General features: G+C 71.6%; 23 protein-coding genes. 13 read left to right on the forward strand and 10 right to left on the reverse strand.

Features of this window, described 5'->3' with window-relative positions:
* Positions 1-168 precede the first annotated feature (168 nt).
* The 3 genes from BXA11_RS06185 to BXA11_RS06195 all read left to right on the forward strand — a co-directional run bounded on the left by BXA11_RS06185 (position 169) and on the right by BXA11_RS06195 (position 3,107).
* Positions 169-1,425: a hypothetical protein gene (locus BXA11_RS06185; protein WP_076433473.1), complete on the forward strand. Its 1,257-nt coding sequence runs from the start codon at positions 169-171 to the stop codon at positions 1,423-1,425.
* 351 nt (positions 1,426-1,776) lie between these two features.
* Complete coding sequence (locus BXA11_RS06190) at positions 1,777-2,487, forward strand: MFS transporter (protein ID WP_083743999.1); 711 nt, start codon at positions 1,777-1,779, stop codon at positions 2,485-2,487.
* Entirely contained in the window at positions 2,484-3,107 is a 624-nt protein-coding gene (locus BXA11_RS06195; RefSeq protein ID WP_076433477.1) for an MFS transporter, read from the forward strand. Before BXA11_RS06190 ends, BXA11_RS06195 begins: the two co-directional genes overlap by 4 nt.
* A gap of 48 nt (positions 3,108-3,155) precedes the next feature.
* Here the strand turns inward: BXA11_RS06195 and BXA11_RS06200 are convergent, their stop codons facing one another.
* Positions 3,156-3,677, reverse strand: coding sequence for a GNAT family N-acetyltransferase (locus BXA11_RS06200; RefSeq protein ID WP_076433479.1), 522 nt, complete (start codon positions 3,675-3,677; stop codon positions 3,156-3,158).
* A 195-nt stretch (positions 3,678-3,872) separates the two neighbouring features.
* On the opposite strand from BXA11_RS06200, the gene BXA11_RS06205 reads away from it, so the two are divergent.
* From BXA11_RS06205 to BXA11_RS06215, 3 genes are all read left to right on the forward strand, one after another.
* Complete coding sequence (locus BXA11_RS06205; protein WP_204053552.1) at positions 3,873-4,523, forward strand: dihydrofolate reductase family protein; 651 nt, start codon at positions 3,873-3,875, stop codon at positions 4,521-4,523.
* A gap of 242 nt (positions 4,524-4,765) precedes the next feature.
* Positions 4,766-5,260 (forward strand): ATP-binding protein, encoded by a 495-nt coding sequence (locus BXA11_RS06210; protein WP_076433481.1) that lies wholly within the window; start codon positions 4,766-4,768, stop codon positions 5,258-5,260.
* A gap of 175 nt (positions 5,261-5,435) precedes the next feature.
* Positions 5,436-6,479 carry a sulfotransferase family protein gene (locus tag BXA11_RS06215; RefSeq protein WP_083744000.1) on the forward strand — a complete coding sequence of 348 codons (1,044 nt, stop codon included), beginning with the start codon at positions 5,436-5,438 and terminating at the stop codon, positions 6,477-6,479.
* A gap of 85 nt (positions 6,480-6,564) precedes the next feature.
* Here the strand turns inward: BXA11_RS06215 and BXA11_RS06220 are convergent, their stop codons facing one another.
* On the reverse strand, positions 6,565-7,440 hold the full coding sequence (locus tag BXA11_RS06220; RefSeq protein ID WP_076433483.1) for a hypothetical protein: 876 nt from the start codon (positions 7,438-7,440) through the stop codon (positions 6,565-6,567).
* A gap of 377 nt (positions 7,441-7,817) precedes the next feature.
* On the opposite strand from BXA11_RS06220, the gene gndA reads away from it, so the two are divergent.
* Positions 7,818-9,239, forward strand: a complete 1,422-nt coding sequence (gene gndA, locus BXA11_RS06225; RefSeq protein ID WP_143734109.1) for an NADP-dependent phosphogluconate dehydrogenase — start codon at positions 7,818-7,820, stop codon at positions 9,237-9,239.
* A 68-nt stretch (positions 9,240-9,307) separates the two neighbouring features.
* Here gndA and BXA11_RS06230 read toward each other — a convergent pair whose 3' ends face one another.
* Positions 9,308-10,903 carry an MDR family MFS transporter gene (locus BXA11_RS06230; RefSeq protein ID WP_076433485.1) on the reverse strand — a complete coding sequence of 532 codons (1,596 nt, stop codon included), beginning with the start codon at positions 10,901-10,903 and terminating at the stop codon, positions 9,308-9,310.
* Between the two features lie 104 nt (positions 10,904-11,007).
* Here BXA11_RS06230 and BXA11_RS06235 point away from each other — a divergent pair, with 104 nt between their 5' ends.
* From BXA11_RS06235 to BXA11_RS06245, 3 genes are all read left to right on the forward strand, one after another.
* A complete protein-coding gene (locus BXA11_RS06235) occupies positions 11,008-11,568 on the forward strand; it encodes a TetR/AcrR family transcriptional regulator (protein ID WP_030505107.1) in 561 nt (186 codons plus the stop codon).
* A 28-nt stretch (positions 11,569-11,596) separates the two neighbouring features.
* A complete protein-coding gene (locus BXA11_RS06240) occupies positions 11,597-11,998 on the forward strand; it encodes a nitroreductase family deazaflavin-dependent oxidoreductase (protein ID WP_076433487.1) in 402 nt (133 codons plus the stop codon).
* Between the two features lie 255 nt (positions 11,999-12,253).
* Entirely contained in the window at positions 12,254-12,949 is a 696-nt protein-coding gene (locus BXA11_RS06245) for a rhomboid family intramembrane serine protease (RefSeq protein WP_204053553.1), read from the forward strand.
* A 10-nt stretch (positions 12,950-12,959) separates the two neighbouring features.
* Here BXA11_RS06245 and BXA11_RS06250 read toward each other — a convergent pair whose 3' ends face one another.
* Entirely contained in the window at positions 12,960-14,108 is a 1,149-nt protein-coding gene (locus BXA11_RS06250) for a sensor histidine kinase (protein WP_076433489.1), read from the reverse strand.
* 138 nt (positions 14,109-14,246) lie between these two features.
* On the opposite strand from BXA11_RS06250, the gene BXA11_RS06255 reads away from it, so the two are divergent.
* The gene (locus BXA11_RS06255) at positions 14,247-16,748 is read left to right on the forward strand and encodes a DEAD/DEAH box helicase (RefSeq protein ID WP_076433491.1); all 2,502 of its coding nucleotides are present in this window, start codon (positions 14,247-14,249) and stop codon (positions 16,746-16,748) included.
* A 15-nt stretch (positions 16,749-16,763) separates the two neighbouring features.
* Here the strand turns inward: BXA11_RS06255 and BXA11_RS06260 are convergent, their stop codons facing one another.
* The 5 genes from BXA11_RS06260 to BXA11_RS06280 form a co-directional block, all read right to left on the reverse strand.
* Entirely contained in the window at positions 16,764-17,726 is a 963-nt protein-coding gene (locus BXA11_RS06260) for a TAXI family TRAP transporter solute-binding subunit (RefSeq protein WP_204053554.1), read from the reverse strand.
* Positions 17,723-19,681: a TRAP transporter permease gene (locus tag BXA11_RS06265; RefSeq protein ID WP_076433493.1), complete on the reverse strand. Its 1,959-nt coding sequence runs from the start codon at positions 19,679-19,681 to the stop codon at positions 17,723-17,725. Before BXA11_RS06265 ends, BXA11_RS06260 begins: the two co-directional genes overlap by 4 nt.
* A 166-nt stretch (positions 19,682-19,847) precedes the next feature.
* On the reverse strand, positions 19,848-21,368 hold the full coding sequence (locus BXA11_RS06270) for a DUF6297 family protein (RefSeq protein WP_239104904.1): 1,521 nt from the start codon (positions 21,366-21,368) through the stop codon (positions 19,848-19,850).
* Positions 21,365-21,991 (reverse strand): heme ABC exporter ATP-binding protein CcmA, encoded by a 627-nt coding sequence (gene ccmA, locus BXA11_RS06275; RefSeq protein WP_076433496.1) that lies wholly within the window; start codon positions 21,989-21,991, stop codon positions 21,365-21,367. Before ccmA ends, BXA11_RS06270 begins: the two co-directional genes overlap by 4 nt.
* Positions 21,992-22,490: 499 nt before the next feature.
* Positions 22,491-23,498 carry a zinc-dependent alcohol dehydrogenase family protein gene (locus BXA11_RS06280; RefSeq protein WP_076433499.1) on the reverse strand — a complete coding sequence of 336 codons (1,008 nt, stop codon included), beginning with the start codon at positions 23,496-23,498 and terminating at the stop codon, positions 22,491-22,493.
* A gap of 120 nt (positions 23,499-23,618) precedes the next feature.
* Here BXA11_RS06280 and BXA11_RS06285 point away from each other — a divergent pair, with 120 nt between their 5' ends.
* Complete coding sequence (locus BXA11_RS06285) at positions 23,619-24,188, forward strand: CGNR zinc finger domain-containing protein (protein WP_076433502.1); 570 nt, start codon at positions 23,619-23,621, stop codon at positions 24,186-24,188.
* A gap of 248 nt (positions 24,189-24,436) precedes the next feature.
* Here the strand turns inward: BXA11_RS06285 and dusB are convergent, their stop codons facing one another.
* Positions 24,437-25,549 carry a tRNA dihydrouridine synthase DusB gene (gene dusB, locus BXA11_RS06290; protein ID WP_076433504.1) on the reverse strand — a complete coding sequence of 371 codons (1,113 nt, stop codon included), beginning with the start codon at positions 25,547-25,549 and terminating at the stop codon, positions 24,437-24,439.
* A 102-nt stretch (positions 25,550-25,651) separates the two neighbouring features.
* Here dusB and BXA11_RS06295 point away from each other — a divergent pair, with 102 nt between their 5' ends.
* On the forward strand, positions 25,652-26,314 hold the full coding sequence (locus BXA11_RS06295; RefSeq protein ID WP_143734110.1) for an ACT domain-containing protein: 663 nt from the start codon (positions 25,652-25,654) through the stop codon (positions 26,312-26,314).
* Positions 26,315-26,383 lie beyond the last annotated feature (69 nt).

A 26,383-nucleotide genomic window follows, 5' to 3' on the forward strand; every position in this document is an offset into this window, starting at 1 on the left:
CTGGAACGTACGCACCGGTCCCCGGCCGGTCAATGTCCCGCCGCGGCCACACTCTCGTTGGACCCGGGGCGACGGCGTGTTCACGGAGAGGCGTGTTTCGCACCAAAGGCCGACACGGTTCTGGGATGATCTCGAGGAAAACCATCGGACGTCGAGAGACCGTGACTGATGCCCCCCATTGACCAAATCACCGCCTTCGTATCGGCCAATCCGGTCGAGACGATCATCATCAGTGTCATCGCCCTGGTCTTACTGGTCCTTGCCTTCTTCGCCCTGCGCGCCCTGATCCGCCTCTTCCGCCGCTGGGCGACCGGCCGGCCCACCGAGGACGTTCTCACCATCGTCGCCGCCAGCATCGCCACGGGCGTCTCCGCCCAGGGCATGTGGCGCTTCTCCGGCGACGTCCTCGGGTTCGACGGGCCGCTGCGGCTCCTGCTGTTCGCCTTCATCGAGGTCGCCGTCATCACCAGCGCCGTACGGGCGCGCCGCAACATGCGGGAGAACTACTCGGCCGGCATCGACGGCCTGGCCGTGTGGGTGCTGACGTCCCTGTCGGCCGTCCTGTCGAGCATGGACGCCCGCAGCGTCGCCGAGGCCGTCTTCCGTCTCGCCGCCCCGCTCGTGGCCGCCTGGCTGTGGGAGCGCGGCATGGCCATCGAACGGGTCCGCATCACCGGCCGGGGCCGCATCAACTGGCGGCTCACCCCGGAGCGCGTGCTGGTCCGGATCGGCCTCGCCGAGGCGAGCGACCGTACGGCGAGCGAGGTGGACGCCCACCGCAGGCTGACCAGGGTGGCGCTGGCCGCCAAGCGGGTCCGCGCGCTGCGCGAGGCCGGGGTGTCCGGGCGCAAGCTGCGCGTCGCGATGGCCAAGCTCGACAAGGCGATGGACCAGGCCGTGGAGTTCACCGGCCTGGCCGTGGACGAGAAGCGGCAGGAGGCCCTGCTGTCCCAGATCGGCGCGCTCTACAACACCTCCGCGCTGATCGACCTCGCCCCGCCGGTCCCCTGGGCGCCCGAGCCCGAGCAGCCCGCTCCCGCGGCGCTGCCCGCCCCCACCATCGCCGAACTGATCGACGACGAGGAGGAGGACGTCCCGGCCGAGCCGGCGCCGCCCGTCGTCGACACCGCGCAGCGCGCGGCCCAGCTCCGTGCGGCCCGGCAGTACTGGGACCAGCAGATCGCACGCAAGTACGTCCCCCGGGCCGCCGACATCGCCCAGGAGGTGGGCATCCCGCTCCTCGTGGCGAAGGAGTGGCGGGCGCTGTGGAAGCTCGAACCCCAGGCGTACGCGCTGATCGAGGCGGCGTTCCGGGAGCACGGGATCGTCGACACCGGCACCTTCCCTGCCATCGAGGTGCCCGAGCGCGAGCGCGTGCTCGTCGTGAACGGCTCCGCCACGGGGGCGTCCGCGCACGACTCCTGACGGAAGCCTGCCCGGCTCCATTCACGGCGACGGGGCGGCGGGACCGGACGAACCGGTCCCGCCGCCCCGTCGCTTTCCCGCCCTCGCCCCGGCGGTCACCCCCGGCCGCCGTTTCCCCATCGTCCCGCGCGGCACCCGGCTGCCCGCCGCCTGCCGCCGCGCGTACCCGGGTTCCGCGATGCCGCTCCACAAGCGTCGGCAAAGGTTGCGACCAGAGTTCCCGCGCTGGTGCGACGCATCGTGCGGGCCGGGGAGTGGACGAGGAGAGGCGAGGCGATCCGTCCTCTCGCCGAGCTCGGCCTGCTTCCTTTCCTGCGACTGCCCGCGTTTCCGCACCCGGTAGGGAGCAGCATGTCCGGACAACCCGGAGGTCTGGTGCGTGCGGCGGTCGCCTGGGCCGCGCGGTGGCTGACCGGTGCCGTGGGAGGCCCGGCGCGCTTCCAGATCATCGCCGTCCTCGCCTGCGTGCTGGCGCTCGACGCGGCGGACAAGGGAACCGTGGGAGCGGTGGCGGTGGAGCTCAAGGAGAGTCTGGGCGTCAGCAACACCGAGCTCGGTTCCCTGACCGCGGTGTCGTCGGCCTCGGCCGCCTTGGCCGTCATACCCGTGGGCGTGCTGACCGACCGGGTGCGGCGGGTCAGGCTCCTGACCGCCGGCGTCGTGCTGTGGGTGCTGGCGATGCTCGCGGGCGGCCTGGCGGATTCCTACCAGTGGCTCCTGCTGTCGCGGCTGGCGCTCGGCGCCGTGTCGGCCACGGCCGGACCCACGCTCAGCTCCCTCATCGGCGACTTCTTCCCCCCGGGCGAACGAGCCCGGGTCTACGGGTTCATCCTCAGCGGAGAGATGCTCGGCGTCGGATTCGGCCTGCTCGTGGGCGGCAATCTGGCGCACCTGCTGTCATGGCGTGCCGCGTTCTTCCTGCTCGCGCTGTTCGGGACGCTCCTCACTTTCGTGATCGCGCGTAAGCTTCCCGAGCCGGCGCGCGGCGGCCAGGGGCGGCCGCGCCCGGTGGGGCGGCCGCGCCCGGTGGGGCGGGGCGGCGGCGCACGAACGTCGTGTTGATCAGCGCGTCCGCGGTCGGATACTTCTTCTTCGCCGGCTTGCGAAGCTTCGGCGTGCTCTTCCTCGACCGGCAGTACGGTCTCGCCGCGGCGGCGGTCACGGGCCCGGCCGTGCTCGTCGGTCTCGGCGCCCTGGCGGGTGTCCTCAGCGGTGGGCGGATCGCCGACCACCTGATTCGACGTGGTCGTCTCAGCGCACGGATGACCGTTCCCGCGGTCGCCTACCTCACCACCGCCGTGTTCTTCGTCCCGGCTCTGCTGACGACGTCGACGGCGACGGCGTTGCCTTTCTTCCTCGTCGCCGCCGCGTCCCTCGCCGCCGCCAATCCCCCGCTGGACGCCGCGCGCCTCGACGTCGTCCACTTCCGGCTCTGGGGACGCGCGGAAAGCATACGTACGTTCCTACGGATGGGCGCGGAGGCGGCCGCCCCCGTGACCTTCGGATTCCTGGCCGACCTCCTCGGCTCGGGCGGCGCCGGGGGCGCGCAGGGCCTGCAGTACGCATTTCTGATCATGCTCGCTCCCCTGATGGCGAACGCGATCATCCTGCTCCACGGCAGGCGCTCCTACCCTCGCGACGTCGCCACGGCGACCGCCTCCGAGAGGCCTCGCGTGCGGTGACCCGTCCCGGCGGGAGAGCCGGCATCCCGCCGGGAACGGCCGGCCTGCTCACCCTTGGCGAGTGGGCCCCGCGGCCCGGCGGCGCAGCACCCGGGTGATGCTTCCGTCGTCTTCGGCCATGTCCCGGACGTGCTCGAATCCGATCCTGTCCAGCACGGCCAGCGAGGCGCCGTTGGGCGCCGCCACGGTGGCGTACACCTCCCCGAGCCCCAGGGTGTCGAAGCCGTGGGCGACGATCGCCTCGGCCAGTTCTCTCCCCAGGCCCGATCCCCACAGGTCGGGGGTGAGCGCGTAGATGATCTCGTGGCCTTCCGCCACGTCCGCCGGCTTGATCTCGGCGTGCCCGGCGAAGCGGCCGTTCCGGCGGACGGCCCAGACGTCGAACAGATCCTGGGCGTAGACCTTGGTGAAGATCCGTCCGAACAGGGCACGATACTCCGCCTCGCTGGCGGGACCATTGCCCATCCACTGCGAGACCTGCCCGTCCCGGAACAGGGTGACGAAGTCGTCCTCGTCTTCGAGGACGTACGGCTCAAGCAGCAGGCGCTCGGTACGCAGAGTCGGGGCCATAAGCCGCGAAGTTACCGTCAGGTCGCTCTTCCGGACAATTCACTTTCGCCCGGACAGATTCGGCCTGCGCCGAATCAATCGCCCAGCAGGGCGTTGGCGCGGGGCGTGCGGACGTAGAGCATGGCCCGGCCGGCGACTCCTCGGATTCGGCTGCCGCCGAATTCGTATCGCCGGGGCCGGCGATCAAGCGACACTATGGGACCCGCGACGACCGGACGACGGCGTCGTCCGTCACTGGACCGGCGGCACGGCCGGTGCGGCACCGTCTCCGCCACGTACGCGATCGACCACTGGACCGACCACCAGGAGACCACCATGCGCAAGGTCGTGCTCTACCACCTGATGTCGCTCGACGGCGTCGCCTACGAGGACGGCGACTGGCTCGCCGACGACGGCCCCCAGCTGGTCGCCTACCTCGACCGGGTCATCGCCACCCAGGACGACGTCCTGCTGGGACGCGGAACCTACGACTACTGGGCCGGATACTGGCCCACGTCGGACTTCCAGCCGTTCGCCGGTTTCATCAACGGCACCCGCAAGCACGTCGTCACCTCCAGCGTGCCCACGCAGGAATGGGCGAACTCCACCCTGATCACCACCCCCGCACACGACTACGTGACCGCCCTGAAGCAGGGATCCGGCGGCGACATCGGCGTCCACGGCAGCATCGAATTGGCCCGCTCACTGCTGCGGGCCGGGCTCGTCGACGAACTCCGGCTGGTCGTCGCACCATCGGTGGTCGGCCACGGCAGGCGGGTGTTCGAGAGCGACGACGTCCAGTCGTGGACGCTGCTCGAAGTCGGACGGGGCAAGAACGGCACGCTGTTCCTGGACTACAGCCGCTGAGACACTCCCACGACCCCGTTCAGAAAGGCCGTCCACCCCTGTGCGGTACGAGGCCGGTGGTACGAGGCCTCCCCCGGTTCCGCTGCGGCCGGCTCCCCGGCCGCAGCACGTGAGACGAGGGAGCGGGGGCACTTTCCCGGCATAGCGGGGCAAGGACACTCCTACTTTCCCGTGACATCGCGGACGCGGGGGCGGACGTCCTCTCCTGCGGCGGCCACACGGCCACGCGTTGGGAGGAGCTCATGGAGATCTCGGGGGACGGCGCGGGGAACCGCGTGGCCCGGCTCGCGGGTGGGCGGGACCAGGTGGGGCGAGCGCGCAGGCTCGTGTCCGCCGCGCTCGGGCGCGGCCATCCCCGCCACGACGACTGTGTGCTGCTGACCAGCGAGATCGCGACGAACGCGGTCGTCCACTCCCGATCGGGAGACGGCGGCACCTTCACCGTCACCGTCTCGTGCCTGCCCGACCGCGTGCGGGTCTGCGTGGAGGACGACGGCTCGGCCGAGCCGCCGTGCGCCGGTCATCCGCTCCCCAACGGGTCGAGCCAGGGCGGTCGCGGCCTGCCGCTGCTGGACCTGCTGGCCGACCGGTGGGGGCTGGTCCGGGAGGCGGGCCGCAACGAGGTGTGGTTCGAGGTCTGGTCCGACGGGGACCGGCGCGCCGCCGCGCTCACCCACCGCCGGCCGGCCGCGTGGGTGCGGCCTACCGTCGCGGCGCGCGGCGCGACCTCCGGCTGACCCGGCCCCGCCGCTTCCCGGCCGCGGTCCTGCCGGACGTACGAGGCGGGGCAGATACGGGCCGGGAGACGGCATCGGCGTCCGTTTCGGTGGTACTACACCAAAGTCGGGTGATTTTTCCGGGCAAGGAAGGGGCAAAACCAACTTAATCAATCGGGAAAGTAGGAGGACTCCCATGGCCCTGCCCGACTTCCTGGTCATCGGGGTGCCGAAGGCCGGCACCACGGCCCTGCACGCGGCGCTGGCCCGCCATCCGCAGTTGTTCATGTCTCCCGTCAAGGAGCCGAAGTTCTTCCTCACCGACGGCCCGCCTCCGGCGAAGGGCGGGCCGGGGGACGCGGAGACCTACCGCGAGCACGTGTGGCGGCGCGCCGACTACGAGGCGCTGTTCGCGGACGCGGCGCCCGGAGCGCTGCGCGGCGAGTCCACTCCCTTCTACCTCTACGACCGCGCGGCCCAGCGGCGAATACGGGAGGCGATCCCGGGCGCGAGACTCATCGTCTCGCTGCGCGACCCCGTGGAGCGCGCCCATTCGAACTGGACCCACCTGTGGTCGGCCGGCCTGGAGCCGATCGGCGATGTCATCGAGGCGTGCGCGGCCGAGAAGCAGCGGGTCGCCGACGGCTGGTCGCCGTTCTGGCACTACGTCGGTCTCGGCCGGTACGGCGAGCAGCTCGCGCACCTGTTCACGCTGTTCCCCCGCGAGCAGGTGCTGGTCTTCCGCTACCGGGACATGGTCGACCGCCCCGCCGCCACCCTCGATCGCATCTGCGCGTTCCTCGGGGTGGAGCAGGGGCTGGTCGGCGAGGTGCCCAGGGAGAACGTCACGGCCCATCCGCGGCACAGCCGCAGGCACCGGATCCTGGCCCGGCTCGCCCGGCTCGGCGATCCGGTGCTGGGCCAGCGTCTCACGGCGCCGCTGGAACGGATGCTGCAGCGCGACGGCCAGCCCCGGCGGCCGCTCACCTGGGCGCAGCGGCAGGAGTTGCTCGCCTACTTCGCCGCCGACATCGCGCTGCTGCGCGACCTGCTGGGCGGCGACTCCGGCGACGACTTCGGCGACTGGCTGCGCCCCCGGGATCGGTCGGGCGGCCTGGTCGGAGCCCGGCCGTCCGGCCAGCGGCAGGCCCGCAACGGCCGCGTGAGGAGTGCCTCCGACCGGGCCGCCCGGCCGCCGCGCATGGGCGGCCCGCCGGGAGGCGATCCCATCGGGGCGTGACCGCCCTCGGCTCCCGCTCCGCCACCGTGGAGGCGCACGGCGGTGTCCACCCCGCCCGCCGGACCCGTGACCCTCTCCAGAGCCGTCAGCGCAGCTCGGTGCGCAGCTCGTGACCCCCGTCGGCGCGGGTGAGCTCGTAGTACAGGCGGTGGCCCCCCGCCACGGGCACGATCGACAGGTAGCGCAGTCCTCCCCCGGCGTGCTCCGACTGGGCGACGGGGGCGGTTCCGGTGGCGGTGAGCGTGGACGGGCCGGGGCCGATGGCCACGCCGGTGCGCTCCTCGTAGTTCTCCTCCGCCGACGCGCGGCCGTCGTAGTACGCGATGACGGTCTCGCCGCTGAACGTGACCGCGCTCACCCGCACGCCGCGCGAGTCCCACTCGCCGGGCCGCCGGTCGAGCGCGGTCCCCTGCCAGGTCCACTCGACGCCGTCGATGCTGGTGGCGTAGTCGGTCACCATCTGGTCGGCCTCGTCGGGGTCCTCCAGGGGGTGGCAGGACGCCCACAGGTGCCACACGCCGCCGTGGTGGAGGATCACGGGGTCCTTGACACCGGTCTTGAGGTCGCCGGGCAGCACCACCTGCGCGTCGGCGGGGTCGAACTCCGCCGGCGCGGCGGCCTCGATCATCTCGACCCGCCAGTGCTTGGTGCCGTACGTGGCGCAGCTCAGGTACAGACGCCACCTGCCCTCCGGCGTCACCACGAGCGTCGGGCGCTCCAGCGACTCGGTCTTCATCTCCTCCTTGGTGATCGTGAGGATCTTCTCGAACCGCTCGCCGTCCGCCGAGCGGGCGATCTCCACGGCGTACCCCCGGCCGTCACCCAGCGGCCGGCGCAGCCGGTAGGCCAGGTAGATCCATCCGTCCCGGCTCACGGCGCTGGGCGCGCCCGCCCAGAATCCGGGCCCGTCTCCGGGCGGAGGGACCGCGACGACTGACCGTTCCGGCTTCGGTGCGAACACGTCTCTTCTCCGTAGTGAGCGACGACGGTGGACGAGGCCGGCTCGGGGGAACCGGCCCTTCTTGGCTGTAGTGAATTACCAGCGGCCAGGCGCGAGGCCAAGTGTCCTCGCCATCGGACGACCATGTCTATACAAAACCCGCTTGCTTTGCGGGTTTTGTCAGGATAAGGCAGACCTGCCACTGTCCGCGCCTTCCACCTGCGGAAAAGCCGGCACCCGCGCCCACGACCTCGGCCAGACCGGCTCCGTCGCACTCCCACCCGTCCGGCGCATACGGCTACTGATCGGCTACCGAATCCGCAGCTCACCGCGACCGGCCGCCGGACACGCCCACCCGAGGCCCGTCGCCCCCACCTGGGAGCGGTATGACTGTAGGCATGGACAAGGCAGACATCGGAGTGACGGGCCTGGCGACCATGGGCCGCAACCTCGCCCGGAACTTCGCCCACCACGGTCACGTGGTCGCGGTGCACAACCGCACGGAAAGCCGTACGACCCGGTTCATGGAGGAGCACCACGACGAGGGCGCGTTCCTGCCGGCGGGCACGATCGAGGAGTTCGTGGCCTCCCTCCAGCGGCCCCGTAAGGCGATCATCATGGTCAAGGCCGGGGCGCCCACCGACGCCGTGATCGAGGAGCTCGCCGCCGTCATGGAGCCGGGCGACATGATCATCGACGGCGGCAACGCCCATTATCTGGACACCCGCCGGCGGGAGGCCGCGCTGCGCGAGCGGGGCATCCACTTCGTCGGCACCGGCATCTCGGGCGGCGAGGAGGGCGCGCTCAACGGCCCGAGCATCATGCCCGGCGGCGACGCCGAGGCGTACGAGACGCTCGGCCCTCTGCTCGAGGACATCGCGGCGAAGGTCGACGGGGTGCCGTGCTGCGTGCACGTGGGTCCCGACGGCGCCGGCCACTTCGTCAAGATGGTGCACAACGGCATCGAGTACGCCGACATGCAGCTCATCGCGGAGTCCTACGACCTGCTCCGGCAGGCTCTCGGGCTGACCCCGAAGGAGCTGTCCGACGTCTTCCGCGAGTGGAACCGGGGCGACCTGGAGTCGTACCTGATCGAGATCACCGCCGAGGTGCTCGGCCACACCGACCCCGCGACGGGCAAGCCGTTCGTGGACGTCGTGCAGGACCAGGCCGAGCAGAAGGGCACCGGCCGCTGGACCGTGCAGAGCGCGCTCGACCTCGGCGTCCCGGTCACCGGCATCGCCGAGGCGGTGTTCGCCCGGGCGCTGTCGGGCCACCCCGAGCAGCGGGCCGCCGCCCGCTCGCTCACCGGCCCCTCGGGGACGGCCGGCGACTCCGGCCTCGTCGAAGACGTGCGGCGGGCGCTGTACGCCTCCAAGATCGTGGCGTACGCCCAGGGGTTCGACCAGATGGCCGCCGCGAGCGCGGAGTACGGCTGGAACCTGAACCTGGGCGCGATGGCCACGATCTGGCGCGGCGGCTGCATCATCAGGGCGCGCTTCCTCGACCGGATCCGCGCGGCGTACGACGCGGACCCGAACCTGCCGACGCTGCTGGTGGACCCGACGTTCGCGCAGGCCCTGGACGAGGCCCAGGAGTCGTGGCGGCGGGTCGTGGCGACGGCGGCGACGATCGGGGTGCCCACGCCGGGCTTCTCCTCGGCGCTCGCCTACTACGACGGGCTGCGCCGCGACCGGCTCCCCGCGGCGCTGCTGCAGGGGCTGCGTGACTTCTTCGGCGCGCACACCTACCGAAGGGTCGACCGGGAGGGCTCCTTCCACACCGACTGGTCGGCGGACCGGGCCGAGCGGCCCGCCTGACCAGCCCGGTAAACGCAATACGGCGCACGCCCGAGCGGGGGCGTGCGCCGTATCGGCTTCGGATCAGGTCATTCGAAGGCGGCGGCCGCCAGCGGCTCCGCCTTCTCGCCGTCGCCGGCGCCGGGAGCGCCGCTGCGCAGCGGGACGTGCTTGATGAAGGCGGCGATCACCGGGACCAGCGCGGCGAACACGACCGCCCACAGGAAGACCGAGCCGATCGCGTTGGCGAGCGCCTCCAGGAACCCCGCCTTGACCGCCGGTGGCATCTGCTCGAGCATCTTCGGGTCGACCTGAGGGCCGCCGGCCGCCAGGGCGGACCCCTGCGCGCCGAACTTGGCGGCGATCTCGTCGGCGAGGCGGCTGTTGAAGATGGCGCCGAACAGCGAGATGCCGAACGAACCGCCGATGGAGCGGAAGAACGTCGAGGCGCTGCTGGCGACGCCGATGTCCTTCTGCTCGACGCTGTTCTGCGCGATCAGCATGGTCGTCTGCATCAGGAAGCCCATGCCGAGGCCGAGGACGGCGATGTAGACGCCGGTCTTCCAGGACGGGGTGTGGACGTCCTGCGTCGACAGCAGCCACACGGCGATGGCCATGACCACGCCGCCGATCACCGGGAAGCTCTTGTACTTCCCCGTCTTGGTGATCGCCCTGCCGACGAACAGCGACACGACCATGGACGAGGCCATCATCGGCAGCAGGAGCAGACCGGAGTTGGTGGCCGAGGCGCCCTGGACGATCTGCTGGAAGATCGGCAGGAAGGTGATCGCGCCGAACATCGCGAAGCCGAGCAGGAAGCCGAGCACGTTGATCAGCGTGAAGTTGCGGTTGGCGAACACGTGCAGCGGCAGGATCGGCTCGGCCGCCCGCCGCTCGACGGGGATGAACACAGCCATCGCGACGACCGCCAGGGCGGCCAGCCCCAGGATCTGCCACGAGCCCCACGGGTATCCGTGCTTCTGGCCGCCCCACGAGGTGATCAGCACGATCGCGGTGATCGCCACGGTGAGGATGGCCGCGCCGAGCCAGTCGATGCGGTGCTCGGTGCGGTGCCTGGGCAGGTGCAGCTTGAGGATCAGCCAGATCAGCGCCACGCCGCCGAGCGGGAGGTTCACGTAGAAGGCCCAGCGCCAGTTGAGGTTGTCGGTGATGAAACCGCCGACGAGAGGCCCCGCGATCATGGCGAGCGACATGATCGCCGCCATGATGCCCTGGTACTGACCCCGCTCACGGGGCGGGACCAGGTCCCCGATGATCGACATCACGCCGACGATGAGCCCGCCGGCGCCGAGGCCCTGCAGCGCGCGGAAGGCGATCAGCTCGATCATGCCGTCGCCGGTGCCGCCGAACAGCGACGAGCCCGCCATGCCACAGAGCGCGGAACCGACCAGGAAGATGACGATCGAGCTCAGGAAGACGTTCTTACGACCGTAGAGGTCGCCGAGCTTGCCCCAGATCGGCGTGGAGACCGTGGTGCCGAGCACGTAGGCGGTGGTGACCCAGGTGAAGTAGTCCAGGCCCTGAAGCTCCCCGACGATCCTCGGCATAGCCGTACCGACGATCATGTTGTCCAGCATCGCCAGCATCATCGCCAGCATCAGACCGGGTAAGACGATCATCACTTCCCGGGACCGGCCGGGCGCGGCCGCGGTCTCCGTAGTCATGGGTGCCCCCTTGAGAGAAAATTACTTACTAGCCGACAGGCTAGTGCCCGAGGCACGGTATTGTGCTTACTTGCCGGCCGTCAAGTTAAATAGGAACCGTGGGAATGGGTGCTCAAACCGATACGCGCAGCCGCATCCAGGAGGTCGCGATCAGGCTCTTCACCGAGCAGGGGTACGAGGCGACGTCGCTCCGGGAGATAGCCGAGGCCCTCGGCGTGACCAAGGCGGCACTCTACTACCACTTCCGGACCAAAGAGGACATCGTCGCCAGCCTCATCGAAGACCGCGTCAAGGCGCTGGACGAGCTGATCGCGTGGGCGAACGGGCACCCTCGCACGCCGGAGACCCGGGGGGAGCTCATCCGCCGCTACTCCGCGCACATGACCCGCGGACGCCACCACGAGGTCATGCAGTTCATGGACCGCAACAAGACGGCGCTGCAGGGCCATGCCAAGGTCGACCTGATGCGCGAGCGCATGGGCGAGCTGATGCAGGCGCTGTGCGGCCCGGACGACCCGCTGCCGGTCAGGCTGAGGCGCTCGATGGCGCTGTTCGCAATGCACGCGGCCTGGTTCTTCATCCGCGACGAGTCGTCGACCGAGGAGGAGCGGATCGCGGCGGGGCTGCAGGTGGCCCTGGAATTGGCCGACGGCACGGGTAGTTGATCCCCCTCTGATGGGAAGGAGATCGACCATGCTCTTCGGACAGGAACACGTCACGCGCTACATCGAGACCGACGGCGAGGAGGGCCACGACTGGCAGGGCACCACCGTGGCCATCCTCACCACCAAGGGCCGCAAGTCGGGCCTGCCGCGCAGCACCCCGCTGATCTATCAGCCGTACGGTGACGCCTACCTGGTGGTCGCCTCCCACGGCGGGGCCGCCGAGCACCCGCTGTGGTACCGCAACCTCGAGGCCGAGCCCGAGGTGGAGTTCCAGATCAAGGGGGACAGGTTCAAGGCGCACGCCCGTACGGCGACCCCCGGGGAACGGCCGGACATGTGGCGGACGATGACCGCCACCTGGCCCGCGTACGACGAGTACGCGACGAAGACCGACCGGGAGATCCCGATCGTCGTCATCGAACGCGTGTAGCCGGCCGGGGGGCGAGCCGGGCACCGGAGGCCGGGAACCCGCCGGGCCCCCGGCTCACCTCGTCATCGGACCGTCCGGGCGGCCCGCCGCCCCTTAACCCCGATGCCGCCCCGGGCAGACCCCGGGGGGCGGTGCCGCGCTCCTGGCGCCGGCGCTCAGTGACGCGTGCGCCCGTCGGCGGTATCTTTCCAGGTGATCCTCAAGAGCCGCGCCGTCTTCGGCGGACCGCGTGGCCTTCAGGCACAGGGAGGTCCCGTGAGCGACGGCCGCACCGCCGAGATCATGATCGCCGAGGCCCGCAAGGCCTTATGGGTCATGGTCGGTTTCCTGGGGTTGATCTGGGTCGTGCAGCTCGTCAACTGGGCCGCGGACTACTCGCTCAGCTACAGCTACGGCATCAGGCCCTGGGACCTCGACGCGCTCCCCGGGATCGTCTCTGCGCCGCTCCTCCACTGGAGCTGGGCCCACATCGAGGGCAACTCCGGGCCGCTGTTCATCTTCGGGTTCCTCGCCGCCTACCGGGGCGTGCGGCGCTTCCTCGGCGTGACCGGGCTGATCGCCGTCGCCAGCGGGCTCGGCTCGTGGTTCACCGCCGACTCCGCCACGGTCGGCGCCGGCGCGAGCGGGCTGGTGTTCGGCTACTTCGGGTACGTGCTCGTGCGCGGAGCCTTCGACCGGCACCTGATCGACATCGTCATCGGCCTGGTCATGGGCCTGTGCTTCGCCTACCAGTTCGCCGGCCTGCTGCCGGCCGAGGGCATCGGCTGGCAGGCGCACGTCTTCGGCTTCGCGGGCGGTATCCTCGGCGGCTACCTGTTCCGCGACCGGCGGGCCAAGGGCGCGACCGGGAGCGCGGGCGGGAGCGCGGGCGGGAGCGCGGACCCCGGCACGCCCGCTCCGCCCGGCTCCAGGGCGGCCCTGCTCAAGGAGATCGAAGACCTCGGCCTGTGACGCGTACGGGTCAGGCCTCGCACTGGTCGGGCGGGTGGAAGGGGACGGTGGCGGTGAGCGCGAACCCGCCCTCGGCGGTCGGGCCGTACGTGAGCCGCCCGCCCAGCTGGGCGACGCGCTCGCGCAGGCCCGGCAGTCCGTAGCCGCCTCCCGCGTCGGCGGGCACCCGGACCGGCACGGCCCGGCTCTTGCCGCTGTTGACCACCGACACGTTCAGCACGCCGCCGTGGGCCTCGCAGACCACCTGCACGTCGGCCCCCGGCGCGTGTTTGCGCACGTTGTTGAGGCCCTCCTGGACGACGCGGTAGCAGGCGTGGCCGGCCTGCCGCGACAGCGTCTCCTCCGGCACGTCGTAGTGCAGGGCGACGCGCAGGCCGGTGGCCCTGCTCTCCTCGACCAGGCGCGGTATCCCCTCGACGCTCTCCGCCGAGGGCGGCAGGTCCCTGCGCCGCAGCGCCGTGAGCAGCTCGCGCAGCTCGGTCAGCGCCCGCACGCCCTTGTCCTCGATGTTCCTGGCCAGCTTGCGGATCTCGTCCAGCTCGTCGGCGTCCTGGATGAGACCGGCGTTCAGGACCATCACGGTCACCGCATGCGTCACCGTGTCGTGCAGCTCACCGGCGATGCGGCGGCGTTCCTGGGCGGCGGCGCGCTCCTCGCGCGCCCGCACGCCCGCGCGCAGCTCCCGGATCATCGAGCGGTAGCGCCACACCCAGGTGCCCACCAGCGCGGGCAGGAGGACCAGCGTGATCGCCCGCACCACCACGGCGACGGGCAGCCGGTCGGTGTAGGGACTCGCCCAGTCGGCCAGCGCGTAGACCCCCGCGAGCACGACGGCCACCCACGGCCATCGGCGCACCGTGTTCTGCGACGTCATCGAGTACGCCGCCAGCATCAGCGGCATGGTCTGGCCGGAGAGCAGTCCGCAGGCGACGGTGGCCGCGATCATCGGCCAGGCCGCGCTGCGCCGCACCAGCATGGACGCGGCCGCCGCGCACACGGCGGCGATCTGCGCCCACCCGGGCACGGCGAGGAACGGCAGGTCGGGGAAGGAGCGGCCGAACAACACCGCCGGCAGCCCGAAGGCGAGCACCGCGACGGCGAGCAGCACGTCGGCCGCCGTCTCCCGGCGTGCGGCCAGCCCGGCCCACTTCTCCCCCACACCGCTAGTTTGTGGGTTTGACCTGCGGCTTCGTGCAGCGCCACACCCCTTTGACGTAGCTGTGCCACACCTTGCCGTACGTCGGGCCGGTCGAAACAGTCATGCGTCTTGGGCAGGATAAGAGGCGTGAGCGAAAGCATGAGCCTCCTCCGCCGTCTCCCGTCCGGCCCACAGTCCGGCACCGACCCGGACGCGTTGTTCGACGCGTTCGCATCATGGAACGCCGATCGGGGGCTCACGCTCTATCCCGCGCAGGAGGAGGCCCTGATCGAGGTCGTCTCCGGCAACAACGTGATCGTGTCCACGCCCACGGGCTCGGGCAAGAGCCTGATCGCCGCCGGGGCGCACTTCGCGGCGCTGGCCAGGGACGAGATCAGCTTCTACACCGCGCCGATCAAGGCGCTGGTGTCGGAGAAGTTCTTCGACCTGTGCGCCCTGTTCGGCACCGAGAACGTCGGCATGATGACCGGCGACGCCACCGTGAACGCCGACGCGCCGGTCATCTGCTGCACCGCTGAGATCCTCGCCCAGATCGCGCTGCGCGACGGCGCGGACGCCGACGTCGGCACCGTGATCATGGACGAGTTCCACTTCTACGCCGAGCCCGACCGCGGCTGGGCCTGGCAGGTGCCGCTGCTGGAGCTGCCACAGGCGCAGTTCGTGCTGATGTCGGCCACGCTGGGCGACGTCGAGCGCTTCCAGACCGACCTCACCCGCCGCACGGGGCGCGACACCGCCGTCGTGAAGCACGCCGAGCGGCCGGTGCCGCTCATCTACTCCTACCGGACCACCCCGTTGCACGAGACGCTGGAGGAGCTGCTGTCCACCCAGCAGGCTCCCGTCTACGTCGTGCACTTCACGCAGGCCGCGGCGATGGAGCGCGCCCAGGCGCTGATGAGCATCAACATGTGCACCAAGGCCGAGAAGGAGGCCATCGCCGCCCTCATCGGCAACTTCCGCTTCACCACCCGCTTCGGCCGGGCCCTGTCCCGGCTCGTACGGCACGGCATCGGCGTGCACCACGCGGGCATGCTGCCGAAGTACCGCCGGCTCGTGGAGCGGCTGGCCCAAGCGGGCCTGCTGAAGGTCATCTGCGGCACCGACACGCTCGGCGTGGGGGTGAACGTCCCGATCCGCACCGTGCTGTTCACGGCGCTGTCGAAGTTCGACGGCACCAAGGTGCGGCGGCTGCGGGCGCGGGAGTTCCACCAGATCGCGGGGCGGGCCGGCCGGGCCGGTTTCGACACGGTCGGATACGTCGTCTGCCAGGCGCCCGACCACGTGATCGAGAACGAGCGGGCGCTGGCGAAGATCGGCGACGACCCCAAGCGGCGCCGCGGCTACGCGCGCAAGAAGCCCCCGGAGGGGTTCGTCGGCTGGAGCGAGGACACGTTCGAGAAGCTCCAGACGGCCGAGCCCGAGCCGCTGACCTCCCGCTTCAAGGTCAGCAACGCCATGCTGCTGTCGATCATCAACCGGCCCGGCGACTGCTTCCAGGCGATGAAGCGGCTGCTCACCGACAACCACGAGGACCGCAAGGCGCAGCGCCGCCACATCAGCCACGCCATCGCGATCTACCGCTCGCTGCTGGCCGGCGGCATCGTGGAGAAGCTCGCCGCGCCCGACGAGCACGGCCGGATGGCCCGGCTCACCGTGGACCTGCAGGAGGACTTCGCCCTCAACCAGGCGCTGTCCACCTTCGCGCTGGCCTCCTTCGAGCTGCTCGACCGCGGCTCCCCGACGTACGCGCTGGACATGGTCTCGATCATCGAGTCCACGCTGGACGACCCCCGCCAGATCCTGCACGCCCAGCTCAACAAGGCCAGGGCCGAGGCGGTCGCCCAGATGAAGGCCGACGGCATCGAGTACGAGGAGCGGATGGAGCGCCTCGCCGAGATCACCCACCCGATGCCGCTGGCCGACCTGCTCTTCGGCGCGTACGAGACCTACCGGCGCGGCCACCCCTGGGTCGGCGACCACGTCGTCAGCCCCAAGACGATCGTGCGCGACATGTACGAGCGGGCCATGACCTTCACCGAGTACATCCAGTTCTACGAGCTGGCCCGCTCGGAGGGCACGGTGCTGCGCTACCTGGCCGACGCCTACCGGACGCTGTCGAAGACGGTGCCCGAGCACCTGAAGACCGACGACCTGGTGGACCTCATCGAATGGCTCGGCGAGCTGGTGCGTCAGGTCGACTCCAGCCTGATCGACGAGTGGGAGAAGCTGGCCAACCCCGCCGAGGCGCTGGCGGCCGGGCAGGAGCTGGAGACCAAGATCCGCCCGGTCACCGCCAACGCGCGCGCCTTCCGGGTGCTGGTCCGCAACGCGATGTTCCGGCTGGTGGAGCTCGCCGCGCTGGACCGCGAGGAGGATCTGCTCGAGCTCTACCCGGACGTCGACTGGGGCGCGGGCCTCGACGCCTACTACGAGGAGCACGACGAGATCCTCACCGGTCCGGCCGCCCGCGGCCCGGCCCTCCTGCTCATCGAGGAGGAGAAGGAGCTGTGGCGGGTGCGTCAGATCATCGACGACCCGGCCGGCAACCACGACTGGGGCGTCGGCGCCGAGGTCGACCTGGCCGCCTCCGACGAGGAGGGCCACGCCGTTCTGCACGTCACCGGTCTCACCCGCCTCTGAGCCGCGTGCGGCGGGTCAGCCGTAGAACCTCCTGGCGCCCTCGTGGAGCGGCACGGGGTCGGTCTTCGGCGCGTCGGCCAGGGTGATGTCCCTGGCCGACACGTGCACCTTCTCCAGGTCGGCCTTGTGGTCGAAGATCAGCCGGGTGAGGTCCTCCGCGAGCTTCGCGTCCATCGCCGTGTTCACCACGAGGAGGTTCGGCACGACGATGACCGGCACGTCGGACGGGGTGCCGTACGCCGCCTTGGGGATCACGCCCTCCGCGTAGACGGGGCCGTGGGCGGCGCGCATGGCGGGCAGCACGTCGTCCAGCGGCACGAAGGTCACCTCGTCGCCCATGCTCGTCATCAGGTCGGTGATGCCCGAGGTGGGCAGCCCGCCCGACCACACCAGCGCGTCGAGGGTGCCGTCCTTGAGCCCCTGCACGGTCTCGGGCAGCGACAGCGCCTGACGTCTCACGTCCTTGTCGGGGTCGAGCCCGGCGGCGGCGAGCAGCCGCTGCGCGATCACCTCCGTTCCCGAGTTCGGCGAGCCCGTGGACACGCGCTTGCCGCGCAGCCCGGCGACGGAGGTGATCCCGGCGTCGGCCCGTGCGATCACGTGCGTGTAGTTGGCGTACAGCCGGGCGAGCGCGCGGATCGGCTGCGGGGCGCTGAAGGCGCCGGTGCCCTCGACCGCGTCGGCCGCCGTGTCCGCGAGCGTGAAGGCGACGTCCGACTGTCCCCTGACCACCCGCTGGATGTTCTCCACCGAGGCGCCGGTGGCCTCCGCGGTCGCCCGGTGGCCCGGCAGGTGCTTGTCGATCAGCTCGGCGAGCCCGCCGCCCAGCACGTAGTAGACGCCGGTGGTGTTGCCGGTGGCGATCGACAGGCGGGTCCCGCCGCCCGTGCCGCCGTTCGCGGCCGACCGGTCGCCTCCGCAACCGGCGGCCAGCAGCGCCGCGGTGACGGCCAGCGCCGTCACGAGCCTGAACCTCACGGATGCGCCTCCCTATGTCTGCGGAAGAAATGGATGGCGAGCGCCAGGGCCGCGACGCCCAGCCCGGCCAGCACGGGCCAGGGCGACAGGACGAGCAGCAGGACCGCCGCCAGCGCGCACAGGCCTCGCTCGACCGGACCGGCGGGGCCGGTGATCCAGCCTCCGGTGGCCGCCGCGAGGACGGCCACGGCCAGCGCGGACACGGCCGCGGCGAGCAGGATCTCGCCGATCGGGCCCTGGGCCAGCAGGCCGGCGCCGGACGGCGTGAGCACAAAGGCGAACGGCACGAGGAACGCCGGAAGCGTGTACTTCCAGGTGGCCCACATCGTGCGGTGCGCGTTGCCGCCCGTGATCGCCGAGGCGGCGAAGGCCGACAGCGCCGTCGGCGGGCTCACCTCGGACAGCACGGCGTAATAGAAGATGAACATGTACGCCTCGGCGGGGGTGACGCCGAGGTTCAGCAACGCGGGGCCGATGATCACGGCGGCGATGACGAAGGACGCCGTGACCGGCACGGCCAGCCCGAGCAGCAGCACGGCCAGCGCGCAGGCCACCGCGGTGGCCGCCAGGTTCCCCCCGGACAGGCCGACGATCAGCGAGCCGGCCTTGAGCCCGAGCCCGGTGAGCGTGACCACGCCGACGATCGTGCCCGCCGCCGCGCAGGTGACCGCGACCGGCAGCACGCCGGTGGCGCCCGCGGCCAGGGCCCGTACGGCACGGCGCGGGGTCAGCCGGTTCTCGCCGCCGGGAGTGCGGTCGAGGAACGAGAGCGCGAAGGCCAGCAGCGTGGCGTACACGACCGCGCGGAACGGCGACTGGCCGAGGGCCATCAGGATGATGATCACGAACAGCGAGCTGAAGTGGTAGCCGAAGCGCCTGATCAACGGCCAGGGGCCGCCCGTGTCCACCGGGACCGCCCTGGTGCCGAACCTGCGCGCGTCCATCTCGATCGCGAGGAAGACGCCCAGGTAGTACAGGACGGTCGGGATCGTGGCGTAGACGAGCACGGTCAGGTAGCTCACCCGCAGGTATTCGGCGATGATGAACGCCGCCGCGCCCAGCGTGGGAGGCGAAAGGATCGCGCCGATGCCGGCCGCCGCCAGCACTCCCCCGGCCTGCTCACGCGGATAGCCGGCCCGGCGCAGGATCGGCCAGGCCACGCTGCCCACGCTCACCGTCGTCGCCACGCCGGAGCCGCTCACCGTGCCGAGCAGGAACCCCGCGAGCGTGACGGTCCGCCCCGGCGCGGAGCGCGAGCGGCGGAACGCGGCGAAGGAGACGTCGACGAAGAACCGCCCCGCCCCCGAGTGGTCGAGCACCGCGCCGTAGATCGTGAACAGGATGATGTAGGTCGCCGCGACGTCGAGGGGCACGCCGTACACGCCCTCGGTGCCCATCGTGAACGCCGCCACGATCCGGTCCAGGTCGTAGCCCCGGTGGCCCAGCGCCCAGTCGGCGGGCAGGTAGCCGCCGTAGTAGGCGTAGGCGAAGAAGACCGCGCACACGACGGGCAGGATCCAGCCCACGGTCCGGCGGCACGCCTCGAGGAGCAGCAGCGTGAGCAGCGCGCCCGCCGCCACGTCGAGCGGCGTCGGCGCGTACGCCCGGCGGATGAGGTCGTCGAACACGACGATCGGATACACGCAGACGGCCAGGGACAGCGCCGACAACGCCCAGTCGAGCACGCTGATTCGATCACCACGGGGCCGGTCCCGGCCCCCGCGCCGCGCCTTGTAGCAGACGAAGGCCAGCGGCAGCACCACGGCCAGGAACGCCATCCGGTAGGGCAGTACCGCCCCCGGCCGGAAGGTCTGGTAGAGCGCGTAGAGCGACAGGGCCAGTGCGAGGATCGTGACGAGCGCCGCCGGGCGGCCGGACAGGCGCCGGGCGGGACGCTCGGCGTCGAACTCGGCGACGAGGTCCTCCGCCGGCGTCTGGGGCCGGGTCTCGGTCACGCGCCTCCCCTGCGGTGCGGCAAGCCTTGACCGCAAGGTACGCCGAAGTTGACTTCACGGAGTCATCATCAGGATCACAGTCCGGTCACAGTCCGTAGTCCCACTCCTACTCTCCCGCCGGGATCGCCTGGGGGCACGGCGGGCCCGAGGGCGACCCCGGCCCCCTTCATGGGCGGTTCTCGCGGCTCCTCCGCAGGATGTAGGCGGCGAGCACCGCGGCGCCGGCGACGGCCTGCGCCACGACGTACGGCGCCACCGAGGCGGGCCGCGACACCAGCGCCGCGAGCGCGGGCAGGGACCCGAGCAGCGCGAGGTCCACGCCGGTCAACGCCCAGATCAGCGGTCCCGTCGGCACCGCTCCGCTCGGGGTGTCGATGACCGGCATGGAGTGGTCGACGGGCCGCCGCCGGGCCATCCGCAGCGCGCCCGCGGCGAGCGCCGGAGCGGCGGCCGGACCGAGCGCCCACCAGGCCCCCGCCGACAGCGTTCCGGCGGCCTGCAGGCCAGCGAGGGCGAGCGCCGACCAGGAGGCGGCCAGCAGCGCGGGCAGCACCGCGCGGGCGGCCGTCGCGGCCCTGCCGTCCACGGCCAGCATCCGCGCGAGGGCCGGGTCTCCGCCGTCGCGCCGGACCCCTCCGGTGCACATCGCGGCCGCGGTCAGCGCCCCGCACAGCAGCATCACGGCGACCGGCCCGGACCCGCCTCCGGTGGCGTTCGCGCAGACGGCGGGCAGGGCCGCCGCACCGAGCAGCGCCGCCAGGCGGCCCGGCCGCCGGCCCACCCGCAGCCACTCCTGCCAGGCCAGCGCGGGCGCGGCGCCGAGCCGCGACACGAGACGGGGCCAGGGGCGGGACCGCAGGGCACGGCCGCGCCAGTGGGACTCCTCCGCGACCCAGGTGAGCATCCCGGGATCCAGGGTGGTGGCCGCCGAGGTCACCCGCGCCGTCCTGGTCGAGGAGGCCAGGATCCTGCGGGCGGGAATGCGGTCGAGCGCCACCCAGGCCTGCCGTACGAGGAAGGCGGCCACGACGGAGGCGACGCCCGCGACCGCCGCGCCCAGGGACGCGGGCGCCTCGGCGACGGCGGCGAGGATCCGGCGGGCGGGGCCCGCGCCGAGGACGGCCGCGAGCACGGCCGCGGAAAGGGCCCCGGCGATCAGGAGTTGCAGCCGGGCGTCCGACGCCGGGGACTGCTGGCCGAGCACCGCGGCCGCCATGCCGCCCACGCCCGCCGCGACGCCGAGCACCAGCGCCGCCGCGAGACGCAGACCGAGCTGGCCGGGAGCTCCGAACACCGACAGCGCGGTCAGCCCGAGCGCCGCCCCGGCCAGCACCGCCACCGCCAGCAGGAGCAGCGCCGTACGGCCGAGCACGGCCCTGCGGGGCAGCGGCGACGTCACCAGCCACGCGGCGTCGGCGGCGGGCAGCACGACGGGCCCGAGCGCCCGCGCCAGGGCGAGGAAGCCCGCGTAGGCCGCGGCGACCAGCGCGACACCGGGGCCGAGCCGCGCGGGGTCGGCGTCATGGGCCAGCCCGGCCAGCGCCTCCGCGACCGGGCGGCCGAGCACCGCGGCGGCGACGAGCAGACCGAAGACACTGGTGTAGCGGTCCGACCAGGTCGCGGGCCGCGCCCGGCGGGCGCGGAGGTAGGCGAAAGCGGGGTGCGTCCGGGCGCTCGCGGAGATCACGACGCCGTCCTCAGCGTGATCACACGGGCTCCCGCGCCCCGCGCCAGCCCCGCGTCGTGGGTGGCCATCACGACCGTGCCCCCCTCAGCGGCGTAGCCGCGCAGGATCTCCGCGAGGCGCTGCCTGAACCCGGAGTCCAGGCCGCGCTCCGGCTCGTCGAGCAGGAGCAGGCGGCTGGGCCTGAGCAGCGCCATCGCCAGCGACAGCCGCTGCCGCTGACCGGTGGACAGCGACAACGGGGCGAGATCGGCCCGGGTGGTCAGCTCGAAGGTCTCCAGCGCCTCGTCGACCGTCAGGCGGGCGTCCTGCTGGACGGCCCTCATCAGCTCCAGGTGTTCGCGGACGCTCAGGCCCGGATACCAGGCGGGCTCGTCGCCGGCCTGCACGACCCGCCGCCAGAAGTCCGGCAGGTCCGCCGGCGGCCCGCCGAATACGTCGATCTCACCGCGCGGCGAGGGGTGCAGACCGGCCAGGCAGCGCAGCAGCGTCGACTTCCCGGCGCCGTTCTCCCCCATGACCGCGACGATCTCGCCCGGAGCGGCGGTGAGATCGACGTCGCGCAGCACGGGCACTCCGCCCAGGTCCAGCCCGACCCCCCGGGCCGTGATGATCGCGTTCGCCATGCCCCGAGCCTACGCGCCGGTGTCGCACTCCCGGCCTGCCCGTTTCCGGGGCCGCCCGCCGCCACGCGAGAGTGCATAGCGTGGAACTTCCGGAGGATCAGTGAGCCTTCCGCGTAACGGATCACCGCGGAGTGTGATCTTCGGTCAGGTGTGCCTGCCGCGCTCGAGACGGAGGATAACGAGCGCGGCTGCGACGATCGCGCCGATCCGCCTGCCGGGACTGGATCAGCCGCTTTGCCGAGGTCGCCGCCGACATCCCCGCCGAGATCGGCGTGCGCTACTAACTCCTCGCCGAACTCGACGAACTTCTCCTCCACGCGACCCTCCGGGCGGGAATGACCAGAGCCGCCAGAGCCCTCGGCCGCGCCCGATGCCGCCGGCGCACTCGCCCGGGTGATCCTCGACCAGGCGAAGTAGACATCATCCACGTACCACTCATCGGAGTACTCGGCGTGACCATGCCGGCCGGGAGCCGTTCGCCTGGACTGGTTGTGCGGGGTCAGCTTCGATCGCGCGGCACAAAAAGGATCTTGCCGGAGCGCTCGGCCTTGGCTGCGTGGGCCAGGGCGGCGCGGTGGTCCTCCAGGGGATATGTGGCCTCGACCGGCGCCGTAAGCACGCCCTGCTCGACCAGGTCCGCCAACTCGGTGTACACGATCTCCAGTTCCTTGCGCGGGGTGTCGCGAATCCAGTTGAGGATGAAGAAGGCACGCAGGACGATGCCGCGGTAGATCAGGTCACCCACGGGGACGGAGGGCGCCTGTCCGGTGGCCGCCGCGAAGGTGACCACCGTGCCGCCGTCCTCCAGCGACTGCACCAGTGCGGCGGTCTGTGCTGGGTCGGTGGTGCCTTCCAGCGCCAGCCGCAACCGCTCGCCTCCCAATGCGGCGGAGATGCGCTCGCCCAGGTCGGCACCGTCGACGACGACGGCGTCCGCGCCGAGGGCGCGGACCTGCTCGGCTGCCGACTCCCGCCTCACAACGGCCAGGGTCCTGATCCCGGCCCGCTTGGCGAGGGCGATGACGTAGTTGCCGACCGCGGAGTTGGCCAGGTTCAGGCCGATCCAGTCGCCGGGCCGCAGCGTCGCGTAGTCGTGGAGCAGCGCGTAGGCCGTCGCGGGATTGACGGGCAGCATCGCGAGCTGCAAGGCATCCGCCTGGTTCGTGACGGAGAGTGGGACGACGGTGCTTGCCGGAACCACGACCTGGTCGGTCCACGTGCCCTGGACGAAGGTGGGCAGGATGATGACGCGCCGGCCGACCAGCGTCTGGTCCACGTCTTCGCCGGCCTGCATGACGCGCCCGACGCCCTCGGCGCCCAGGGGTTGCGGCAGCCGCGGTTGGGCGGAGAACCAGCCCATGGTGAACAACAGGTCCGCGTTGTTGACAGGCGCCGCGTCGACTTCGACCAGAACGTCGCCCGGGGCGAGGTGAAGGTCCGGGTTTTCGGCGAGGGTGACGGTGTCCTGGAGATCGCCGCCGACGGCGGTGAGAACGAGCCGGCTCATAACAGGTAACCCTTCACTCAGGTAATGGTCTTTACTGGTTTGACGATGTCGGTTCTAGCATGACCGTCCGGGATGTGTAAAGGTCTTTCGCGAATGACCATGTCGATCTATGCTGGGGGTATGGTGAGCCAGGAGACGACGGACGCGGTGCGGCGGCAGGCACCCCCTCTTGCGGACGCGGTCGTGGAACTGGTGAACTCACGTCCGCATGCCACCCCGCTGACCCCGGACACGCTCGCGGACCCCGAGATCGCAGAACGGATATTGCGCCCGTTCCGTGGACCGGATCAGCCCGCCCTGTCGCAGGGCGACCTCGGCCGGCTGCGCGACCTGCGGGACAGCTTGGTCGATGTCGTTTCCCAGCCCGGCACCGAAGCGGCGCAGGAGGCGTGGGCCGAAGTGAACCAGTGGGCCGCCACATCGGCATTCCGACACGTCTTCGACGGCGACGGCCGCGTCGCCCTGCTGCAGGTGTCGGGTCCGCCGGTCGTGGGCGCCGTCATCCGGGCCGTCGCGGAACTGGTCGCGCAGGGACAGTTCTCACGTGTCCGCATCTGCGCCAACGCGGAGTGCTCGCATGCCTTCTACGACACCACGCGCAGTCGCACCCAGCGGTGGCACTCCTACGAGGTGTGCGGGAATCGGGCCAACGTGGCCGCGTACCGGGCACGGGCCCGCCGCTCGATGTGAGACCGCGTCAGGCCGCTGAGAAGCTCTGTGACAGCGGCTCTTCGAAGCTGGTCATGGCGGTGCCGATGCTCGGGCTGGGAGCCGATGAAGTACAGCGTGAGCAGGTCATGGCTGAGCCACGCGACATGCGGGCGAGCCGGACAGCGCCGAGAGCGGCAGAAGTTCTTGTGCGGCCTTCGCGCAGGTGGTGTCGTGTTCGAGCGCGGCGAGGCCGTCCCCCCGTCGACGCGCGGGCGCCGTGGACGCGGTCAGCCGCCGGAGGTGGGGTCCTCGGCTCCGGCGCCGGGGATCGTCATGTCGTCGGGGTCGTCGAGCCAGCCGTGCGGCAGCGACACCTTCGACCTCTCGCCGCTCTTGCCGCGCGGGCCGTCGGCCTCCTCCGGCCACGGCTGCTCCGCGTCGAGCTCGGCCACCCGCTCGGCCATCTCCGACAGCCGGGCGACCGAGGTGAGGGCGCGGCGGGTCTCGGCTCCGACGACGAAGCCCTTGAGATACCAGCCGACGTGCTTGCGGAAGTCGGCGAGCCCGTGCGGCTCGCTGCCGATGACCTCGCACAACAGCTCCGCGTGGCGCAGCATCATCGCGCCGACCTCCCCCAGGCGGGGCCGGACCCGCTCGGCCGAGCCCCGGAACGCCAGGTCGAGGTCGCGGAACAGCCACGGCCGCCCCAGGCAGCCCCGCCCGATCACCACTCCGTCGCAGCCGGTCTCCGCGACCATGCGCAGCGCGTCGTCGGCGCTCCAGATGTCGCCGTTGCCGAGCACCGGGATCTCCGGCACCGCGTCCTTCAGCCGCTTGATCGCGTCCCAGCGCGCGGTGCCGCCGTAGTGCTGACGGGCCGTGCGGGCGTGCAGGGCGACGGCGGCCAGGCCCTCCTCCACGGCGATGCGGCCCGCCTCGACGTAGGTCAGGTGGTCCTCGTCGATGCCCATCCGCATCTTCATCGTGACCGGCAGCGGCCCGGCGCCGGCCACCGCCTCGCGCAGGATGGCGCGCAGCAGGTTGCGCTTGTACGGCAGGGCCGACCCGCCGCCCCTGCGGGTGACCTTGGGTACGGGACAGCCGAAGTTCAGGTCGATGTGGTCGGCCAGGTCCTCCTCGGCGATCATCCGCGCGGCCTTGCCGATGACGGCCGGATCGACTCCGTACAGCTGAATGCTGCGCGGGGACTCGTCCGCGCCGAACCGGATCATCTGGAACGTCAGCGGCACCCGCTCGACCAGGGCGCGCGAAGTGATCATCTCGGACACGAACAGGCCGCCGCCCTGCTCCCGGCACAACCTGCGGAAACCGATGTTCGTGATGCCCGCCATGGGAGCGAGCACCACCGGGGGCCAGACCTCGAGCGCGCCGACTTTCACGTGTTCATTCTCCCCGCTGCGGGCGGTGAGCCGTACAAGATCATGGACGTGAGGGTTTTGCCCCGGTTAATCTGACCTGGACCAACGGTGGGGGAGGTCGTCATGCTGCTACGGCTGAGAATCGCCTTGCCGGATCGTCCGGGCTCGCTGAGCCAGGTGACCGGGATCCTGGGGTCCGCGGGCGCCGACATCACGCAGGTGACGGTGCTCGATCGGGGCGACGGCCGCGCCCTCGACGACTTCACCGTCTACTGGCCCGATGCCGCCCCCCGCGAGGACCTCGTACGGGCCCTGGAAGGCGTGGACGAGGTCAGGATCGAGGGCATCTGGGGCACCAGGGAGGCACCCGGCACCTATCCGGAGCTGGAGATACTGAAGTTCCTCACCACGGCGGGCGACCGCGCGCTCGGCACGCTGATCGACTCCATGCCGGTGCTGTTCAGCGCCGACTGGGCGGCGGCGGCGACCGAGAAGGACCCGCGCGTGGCCGTGTACGCGAGCTGGCGGGCGCCCGAGGACATCCCGTTCCCGGAGGAGACCCCGCCCCGGCCGACGGCCGCCACGCTGCCGTCCGGCCTGCACGTGATCGTCGCGCCGCTGCCGCCGCTGGCGCTGTCGCTGATGCTGGCCAGGGCGGAGGGGCCGGACTTCCATCGCAACGAGGTGCACCGGCTCACGCGCATCCTGGAGATCTTCCTGACCCTGCCCGCGATCGAGCGGGGAGCCGACCGCGTGTTCCGCAGACCGACCGCCCGGCCGTTCTGATCACACGACCGCAGCGTCGTTCCGAGTACACACCGCAGCCGAAAACCCGGTACAGTAGCCACGTCGCCG

Origin of the sequence: Microbispora rosea, from assembly GCF_900156315.1 — a bacterium.
GTDB lineage: Bacteria > Actinomycetota > Actinomycetes > Streptosporangiales > Streptosporangiaceae > Microbispora > Microbispora rosea.

What these genes read in the sequence shown, in the direction of transcription:
- BXA11_RS06255 (WP_076433491.1), top strand. Translation starts at nt 14,247, where the DNA reads ATGAGCCTCCTCCGCCGTCTCCCGTCCGGCCCACAGTCCGGCACCGAC.
- ccmA (WP_076433496.1), bottom strand. Translation starts at nt 21,991, where the DNA reads ATGGCGAACGCGATCATCACGGCCCGGGGGGTCGGGCTGGACCTGGGC.
- gndA (WP_143734109.1), top strand. Translation starts at nt 7,818, where the DNA reads ATGGACAAGGCAGACATCGGAGTGACGGGCCTGGCGACCATGGGCCGC.
- BXA11_RS06215 (WP_083744000.1), top strand. Translation starts at nt 5,436, where the DNA reads ATGGCCCTGCCCGACTTCCTGGTCATCGGGGTGCCGAAGGCCGGCACC.
- BXA11_RS06205 (WP_204053552.1), top strand. Translation starts at nt 3,873, where the DNA reads ATGGGACCCGCGACGACCGGACGACGGCGTCGTCCGTCACTGGACCGG.
- BXA11_RS06280 (WP_076433499.1), bottom strand. Translation starts at nt 23,498, where the DNA reads ATGAGCCGGCTCGTTCTCACCGCCGTCGGCGGCGATCTCCAGGACACC.
- BXA11_RS06230 (WP_076433485.1), bottom strand. Translation starts at nt 10,903, where the DNA reads ATGACTACGGAGACCGCGGCCGCGCCCGGCCGGTCCCGGGAAGTGATG.
- BXA11_RS06285 (WP_076433502.1), top strand. Translation starts at nt 23,619, where the DNA reads ATGGTGAGCCAGGAGACGACGGACGCGGTGCGGCGGCAGGCACCCCCT.
- BXA11_RS06240 (WP_076433487.1), top strand. Translation starts at nt 11,597, where the DNA reads ATGCTCTTCGGACAGGAACACGTCACGCGCTACATCGAGACCGACGGC.
- BXA11_RS06190 (WP_083743999.1), top strand. Translation starts at nt 1,777, where the DNA reads ATGTCCGGACAACCCGGAGGTCTGGTGCGTGCGGCGGTCGCCTGGGCC.
- BXA11_RS06235 (WP_030505107.1), top strand. Translation starts at nt 11,008, where the DNA reads ATGGGTGCTCAAACCGATACGCGCAGCCGCATCCAGGAGGTCGCGATC.
- BXA11_RS06210 (WP_076433481.1), top strand. Translation starts at nt 4,766, where the DNA reads ATGGAGATCTCGGGGGACGGCGCGGGGAACCGCGTGGCCCGGCTCGCG.
- BXA11_RS06185 (WP_076433473.1), top strand. Translation starts at nt 169, where the DNA reads ATGCCCCCCATTGACCAAATCACCGCCTTCGTATCGGCCAATCCGGTC.
- BXA11_RS06295 (WP_143734110.1), top strand. Translation starts at nt 25,652, where the DNA reads ATGCTGCTACGGCTGAGAATCGCCTTGCCGGATCGTCCGGGCTCGCTG.
- BXA11_RS06200 (WP_076433479.1), bottom strand. Translation starts at nt 3,677, where the DNA reads ATGGCCCCGACTCTGCGTACCGAGCGCCTGCTGCTTGAGCCGTACGTC.